Annotated in this window: 3 protein-coding genes; all 3 read left to right on the forward strand. The window is 49.1% G+C overall.

From position 1 onward, the window contains the following. Positions 1-65: 65 nt before the first annotated feature. The 3 genes from JKP77_RS17525 (at position 66) to JKP77_RS17535 (ending at position 6748) form a co-directional block, all read left to right on the forward strand. Positions 66-5000 (forward strand): PAS domain S-box protein, encoded by a 4935-nt coding sequence (locus JKP77_RS17525; RefSeq protein WP_218312465.1) that lies wholly within the window; start codon positions 66-68, stop codon positions 4998-5000. A 242-nt stretch (positions 5001-5242) separates the two neighbouring features. Then, positions 5243-5725 carry a hypothetical protein gene (locus JKP77_RS17530; protein WP_218312466.1) on the forward strand — a complete coding sequence of 161 codons (483 nt, stop codon included), beginning with the start codon at positions 5243-5245 and terminating at the stop codon, positions 5723-5725. Between the two features lie 273 nt (positions 5726-5998). Further along, a complete protein-coding gene (locus JKP77_RS17535) occupies positions 5999-6748 on the forward strand; it encodes a hypothetical protein (RefSeq protein WP_218312467.1) in 750 nt (249 codons plus the stop codon). The last annotated feature ends 898 nt before the right edge of the window (positions 6749-7646 follow it).

Here is a 7646-nt window from a genome sequence, read left to right on the forward strand (position 1 = left end):
AAAACATTCTCATGCATCCGGTATAGACTATATTTTTGGTCTGAGCTAAGAAATATGGAAGTGTCATGACAGTGACTATACGGCAGATTAAGCGGATTTCTCTTCTGAATGCGCTTTTCGGGATTTTATTCGCCTCTCCGGCATGGGCGATAACGGATAAAGTACAAAGCCTGTCGCCCGGAATGTTTACTGTCGTATTCTACGCACTGACCGCTATTGCCGTCCTGTTTATTCTGCTTTTTGTTATTAAATCGATGGCAGCAAAGCGCCAGCAACGTCAGTTCGCGGAACAGACAGATAAACTGAATGAGATTAATGCGCGCATGGACAGCCTCAGCACCGGGGTGGTGCTGTATGCTGACGACAGACGCATTGTTTACGCGAATCGCACCGCTGCGTATTTACTGGGTAAAAAAGCCGACACCCTCAAGGGGGCGGTACTGTTTGACTCATTCCCACAGGATATAGAGGATGAGCTGACCAACGCACTGGAAAGTGCCAAAGAGCGCACCCTGCAATGTGTTCTGCCATCACGAAACCGCCACTACCGACTTCGCGTTATGCCAAAAATGCCGGAGACAACTGGCTGCGCAGGCCAGATTATTCTGGAAGACGTAAATCAGTTCCAGCTGGAACTTGACGCCAGCACTGCCCTTGCGACGCACTTACAATCACTTTGGGCCACACCACGTACCGGGCTGCTTCGTATCAATACTGCAACCGAGCAGGTTACCGTAAACGAGACGCTAGGCGACTGGATAGCAACGCCGCCGGCTTCAATAAGTGAAATCCCCGGTATTTTCGCCGATGCCGACATTATTGCTATTGAACAGTTACTGGAGCGGGCAAAAGACGGCGAGCCAGAAGCCATAGACGCCTCACTGACAGGCAAATCGAAAGCTATCCCAGTTGTTGTGCATGCAGTCCGCGCGCAGCACACCGAGGCCGGTGAGCCGCTAATTCATCTAACACTTGTAAGCCGCCTTGCCGAAACAGAAAGCGCAGCGCAGGCCAACGCGATTAAAAAACGCTTTCAGTCGTTGTCATCCACCATTCCCGACGCCTGCTACCTGCTGGACGCCGATCTGAAAATTACCGAGTGCAACAAACATTTCGCCAAAGTCTTTGGTGCCGACCCGATGCGCGTTAAAGGAAAGCCTGTCACTGAGGTGGCGTGCTTCAATGACAAACTGAAAAACCTGCATATGCAGGTAGAAACCATGATGGCGAAAAAAGAGGTCATCGAGCTTACTGTTGGCGATGATGTACATAAAACCCTTCGCATGCACCTGCAGGCATTATCTGAAGACGGTGAACGTACCGGTATGATTGTGATTGCAGAGGATATTAGCGAGCAGGTCGCACTGGAAAAATCCCGCGACCATGCGGTTAAGCGCCTTGGTACCTTCATCGACCACGCGCCGATGGGTGTGGTGGTGTTTGACGGTGACGATGCCATTAAAGAAGTGAATCACACGGTTACCCGCCAACTCGGGCTCTCTGCCGATGAACTGACAAACCGCACATTTTATGATTTATTCAGTCAGTCTGATGACGCCGGCAGAGCCGCGAAAAAGCTACACCGCCACGATCAGTTTGCGGAACTTCCAGCGAAATTAAAGGGCTCGCTAAAGCCCGTTTCCGCCACCCTGTATGCCAGTAAAATCAGTGAAATACCGCAGGAATTTGTCTGCTGGATAGGCGGCCGGGAAGAGCAGGAATACTTAAATACCCGTTTTGAGCGACTGGTGAAATATTCCAGCGTGCCGGTTGGCATTCTGGAAAACGATGGTTTTACGCATCTGAACTCCGCCGCCTGCGCGTTTTTCGGGCTTCGTGATGAAGATGAGCTGTTGGGCAAAGGTCCGGACCATATCAAGCTGAACGCCAAAGAAGAACGCGCCCGTCAGCTGACAGAAAAATTAAATACGGCTCGCATGCAGGGCCAGGTACAGACATTCACCTGGCAGCACACGCTGCGCGGCGAAGAGCTGCCCTGTGAACTGACGCTCATTCCTATACTAAGAAATGGCGAGCTACAATCCATTATTTGTCTGTGGGTAGACCTGCGCGCAGTAGAGCAAGCCAACGCAGCCCGTATGGAGGCCCTGCAACTACGCGAGGCAGCCGAGCGCGAAGTCGAGGAGAAACAACAATTACTGGCGTCTAGTCAGAGTAAACTTGAGCGTCAGTCTGAAACGCTGGCGAAGACCGAGAAGACCCTCGCCAGTACAGAGCAAAAGCTGTCAGAAGCAGAAGAAGATCTGTCTGTGAAAATGGATACGATCAGTGATCTTCAGCAGGCGCATAAAGACATCAGTGCGCATCTTGCCAGCCTGCAGGGCGATTACACCCGCAATAAAAACCTGCTGGCAGAAAGTCAGAAGGTGAACGCCGAGCTTGAATCGCAATTGGAGCAATCGAGTGCCAAAGTCGGCCGTCTCGAACAGCAACGTAATCAGATCGCGGATGCCCTGCAATACAGCGAAAAGCAGTATCGTCAGGCGCAGGCGCAACTTGATGACAGCAAAAAAGAAACCGAACGTCTGAAACAGGCGCAATCCAGACAGCAGGAAGAGGTTGAACACTATCTGACACAAATCAGCAGCCTGAAAGACTCTATCGGCGAAAAAGATCAACAGCTATCCGATGTCAGTGGTCAAATCCAGACACTGCAATCGCAGTTAGTCAGCTCAGGTCAGGCATCTGAAAAGCTGCGTGAACAGCTTAAAAATCAGCGCATCGCCAGTGAAAAAGCCGAAAAGCAACGCCGCGAAATTGAACTTGCCTGTAAAGCCGCAGAGGCAGAGCTGGCAGCAAAAGCCCGCAACATTGATCACCTGCAACACGAGATGCAGATGCTGGAAAAAATGTCGCAGCAAGAAAAAGGCGACATGGAAGCCTATGCTAAACAGCTTCAGCAAGAACTCGAAACCAAGCAGTCACAACTTAGCAAAACAGAGAGTGCGCTAAGCGATATTCGCAAGCAGGCAGAGAAAGACAAACAGGAAAAAGCGCAGCAGCAAGATGTACTGAACAAGCTTCAGCAGGAAATGCAGGATGCAGAAGAAAAGGCCAAAGCGCAACAGGAAGAAATGGCGCGTATCGACGCTGAGCGCAAAGAGGAGCAGGCCAGACTGCAGGATGCCTTGCAGTCAAAACAATCTCAGTTAGCGGAAACGGCACGCAACCTGGAAGAAGCGAAAAAGCTCAACGAAGAAGCCGCTGCAGAGAAAGCCCGTCAACAGGCCATTCTTGATCGTTTGCAGGAAGAAATGCAGACCACCCGCGAGGAAGCGGAAGCCCAGCAACGCAAACTGGCAGAGCTTAACGAGGAGCGTAAGCAGGAGCACGCCAAACTTCAGGAAGACTTACAGGCCAAACAGAAACAGCTTCAGGAAACCAAAGCGTTCCTGCAGGATGCCAAGCAGCAAACCGAATCAGAGAAAGCCGAAAAAGCCCGCCAGCAGGCAATTTTTGAAAAACTGAAATCTGAACTGACGTCCATGGAAGCGAAGTCGGAGGAGCAACAGCAAGCCATCGCAGAGACGGACAAAGCCCGCCAGGCAGAGCAGGAAGCACTGGAGAAAGAGCTGGCTTCAAGACAGAAACAGTTAGAGGAAACGCGTAATGAGCTGCAGTCACGACAGCAGCAAATGGACGCGGAGAAACAAGCCAGACAAGACCAACAGGCACTGCTGGAGAAACTGCAATCTGAAATGGCAGCGATGGAGCAGCGTGCTGAGGAACAGCAGCAAGCCATGTCCAGCAGCGATAAACAGCGTCAGGAAGAGCAATCCCGACTGGCCAAAGAACTGGAAGGCAAGCAACAACTGCTGGAAGAAGCGCGCAAAGAGCTGGAAGCCCGACAGAAACAGATGGATGCCGAGAAGCTGGCACGTCAGGAGCAACAGACCATGCTCGAGCAGCTTAAATCGGAGCTGTCTGACGTAGCGCAGCGCGCTGCCAAGCAAAAAGAAATGATGTCTGGCAGTGATGAGCAATGGCGTAAGCACCACGAAGAAATTGAAGCGCAGAAGAAACAGCTTCAGGAAGCTCTGAGTCAGGCACAGAATCAGAATACCTCAATGCAGTCGCAGCTTGAGCAGAGCCGTCAGGCGCTGACACAGGCGGAAAGCAAGGTATCGCAAACGCAAAGCGAAGAGCAGAAGTTGCAGTCTGAACTGAATGCGGCAAGAGAGCAGGCCGATGCACTGAAGGACAAACTTAAACAACAGGAAGAGCAGGAAGCGAAGCTGCAATCGCAGGTAAAATCTCAACAAAGCGCGCTGAAAGAGCGAGAACAAAGCATTGATGATCTGCAGGCGAAGCAGGAAGCACTGACCGCAAAACTGGCAGCGGTTGAGAAAGAGTACGCGAAAACCAAAGCGTCTATGAGCCAACAGGACAGTAGCCAAAGCGAGCTTAATGAGCAGCTTAAAAAGCTGGAAAGCGAACTGAACCAGAGTAAGTCCCAGCTGGATAATAAAGAAAAAGCACTGCAGCAAGCACAAACCAAACTGAAAGACAGCGAAAGCAAGCTGGCCGAGCAGGAACAGGCGCTGGTTGATGCACAGAAAGCGGAAATTCAGAAAGAAAACGCCAGCGAGACACCTGATCGTCCGGCCCCCGCCTTTGCCAAAGCACCTCTGCCACCAGAGCCCAATGTCTGGTTCGATTTACTGCCCTATCTACAGCAAACAGAGCAGGTAGGATCGCTTGCACAGTCGCTTACCGTGCTGATGGACAACCTCTCTGAGGCCATCGACGCGCTGGATCAGGCTGTGATGGACGATAACAATGGCAAAATACTAATGGGCGCCAGAAAGCTGGTGAAAGTGATTAACACGGTTCACTCTGAGCCACTGAATGATATGGCCGCGCGGCTTGAAGCAGATTATGAAAGCAATAATTTCGATAATATTTCGATATTCTGGCCAATCGCCAAGCAGAACCTGATGAAAACGTTACGGGTTATTTACTCCCATTTGCATGAGTAAGCCCGCCGTCCAGATTGCTGCGGCTAATCCCTTGTGACGTGCAGTGCACATGGTCATGCACTGCATTGATTTGCTTTTAGGAGACGATGTTTGAAGCTTTCATCTCGCCATGTTGTATCAGGAGAAACTAGCCATTTGTGTGGTGACACATCTTATGAGCCCGGCAGTTCAAATGGCAGCGGCGGTGTAGACTGGTGATTCGTAGAGTCCAGAGGTGTGGTTCAATTTTGTTGGGCAGTATTATGCGCAAAAAAATTTTTTCGATGTTTCTGATTGCATGGGTCGTGACAGGTTGTACTAACCCTGTTGTCTCTATGGAAGAATCTATAGAACGGTTTGAAGCCGAGCGTAGCAAGTTTCAAAAGATTGCGGATACTGCATGTGAGGAACTGAGTGGCCAAACTTTTAAAAGATTCTCGTCCGGTAAGGCACCAAGCGCAGAGTTAGAGGACCTGCTAAATGAAGTGGGTATTAAGGGCCTCACTTACGATAGCTCTGAAGGCCCTTGTACACTCAGGCTCACTATTTTCAACATTGGGGGCCCTGGCGACATACGCGCTGCATTCTACTCTTACAATCTTACATCGCCAAAACCTTACGACGCGAATACGCAACATCCGGATGTATTTTATGAGCTTAAACGCACCGGAAAACTTAAAGAATCAGTCGTTGAGTTTGATAAACCTCTTGGAAACAACTGGTATTATTCAATGAAGATGGATTAGTTTTTCCACTAAATCGAATAGAGAATTTGAGCATCGCTGACCGGCGGTTTGACGTACACACCAGCCCGCTTTTTTTATTCTTTCCTGTCACTACCATTTACGAAAATCAGAGCTGAGAGGAAACAATGAGGAAGAGCGTAGCGACGTTCCAGGATGTCGGTTTATTTTACATGTTCGGAAGCAATTGCTTTTAACCTTATGATTTTAAATGGGGTATTTTTTGGCTTGTTATTTGCTTTGCTTTTTTTTAACGTATCAAGTGAGTAATTAATTATGAAATCTCTGGTCAACCAAACCTTCAAAGCGTTCACGCTGCTTCTGTTCACCCTTTCAACAGCGAATGCCACATTGATTACGGGCGCTGACCTGCTGACCAATGCCAATGTCAGCCTGCCTGGCGCGAGTACCTCATTGAACGGCAGCGCCTTGCAGTTTTCTGGCGGCACTACCTACTCAACGCTGTTTACGCTGAATTTGAGTAATTATGGTTTTGGTTTGGGAGCGGAAGAGTCGACATCCGGGTCAATTGAGTTGGTTAATACCCGTATTACCAGTGACTCTGATATTTGGTTTGGCTTGTGGGACGGAACCAACCTTGAAACCTTCACCAGTTGGGACGGAAACAGAAGCAGCGAGTATACCAACGGCAGCTACACGACAGGCGCCGCTAGCTTTGTTTTAGGTACAGGTGGAACCACCTTAACTTACGGCGCTACTCAAGCGATAGGCTCACAATTGAATCTGATGTTGTCGTTTGATCTTATGGCGAAATCCATGGACCACACCATTAGTTCACTGGGCTTCAGCCGTTCCAGCACGTTAACTCCCGCCTTTAATACCTCGGGTTCGCTTTATTTCCTGGTGGGTAAAGGGTCTGACGGTGAAGTAGTTCAGATTGATTCGCTGACGGTTAACGGCGGCTCAATAGTAACTGACCCGATTGATGCGTCTGCGCCACCTGCAGTGCTGATACTCGGAGCTGGTTTACTCTTGTTACTGGTAAGAAAACGCCAAACAGCCTGAATCGATTCCACGCTGTTATTTATTAAGCCGATGAGAAATCATCGGCTTTTCTGTTACAACTACGTCCCTTTTCCCTCTATTCATCAGCCCCCACAGAATTGGAACAACTCTTGCGATACCTGTCAGCAGACGTGCTCCTTATCGCTTTTGTGCGGTGCAGTGCACGAAAAAACGAATACGTTGACCAACTAATAGGGATTTGGACACATGAAGCCGAGGTACCTTCGCTGACTTACTTTGCTTTTTCTGCTGGCACTGCCAGCCTGCCTGGTTATTGCTGATGATAGTCTTAAGTATAAGTAGAATTAATGCTATGTACTAACCTTTGTGACAGTTGAACTATTTGGTTATTGAGCATCCAACTGAATTACAGATCTGCAAATATAATCATTTTTTGGCCTGTTTACTCTCTTCTTGCCTGTATTTTGGTGCAGGTGTATTAATGAACAGCCGTAAAGTGCCCCGCCGAGAAATAGTGAGTCTTGGCATATTTACCGGAGGGGAAGTCAAGCGCCCCACCTTTTAGAAGCGAATTATCAGTCAGAAAGCCCCTGTTTTTACTGTGCATGTTGCTAACGCACGTTCTCCACGTAATATGGCAGCGACTTTCCTTACTGTGAAAACTGCGCCTTGAATGTCGGATAGTGTGGCTCGACCAATCGATACAGAAACGTATGCTCTGGTCGGTGACGTTGATAGGTATGAGTATGAGCTGCTAGCATTAGTTTTCTTACAAAAGGTTGGCCTCTCAGGGTGCAATTTTTCATAGTGCTAGTCTACTGACCTTAGAGATGGAAAATCACTTCGCGAAGGTCCGCTTTACGTACAGGCTGTGTGAAAACCCATTTTTTACCGATACCACTGTGATAGCTCTACAGTGTAATTTTTGGCTCTGTAA

Origin of the sequence: Alteromonas antoniana (assembly GCF_019249295.1) — a bacterium.
Taxonomy (GTDB): Bacteria; Pseudomonadota; Gammaproteobacteria; order Enterobacterales; family Alteromonadaceae; genus Alteromonas; species Alteromonas antoniana.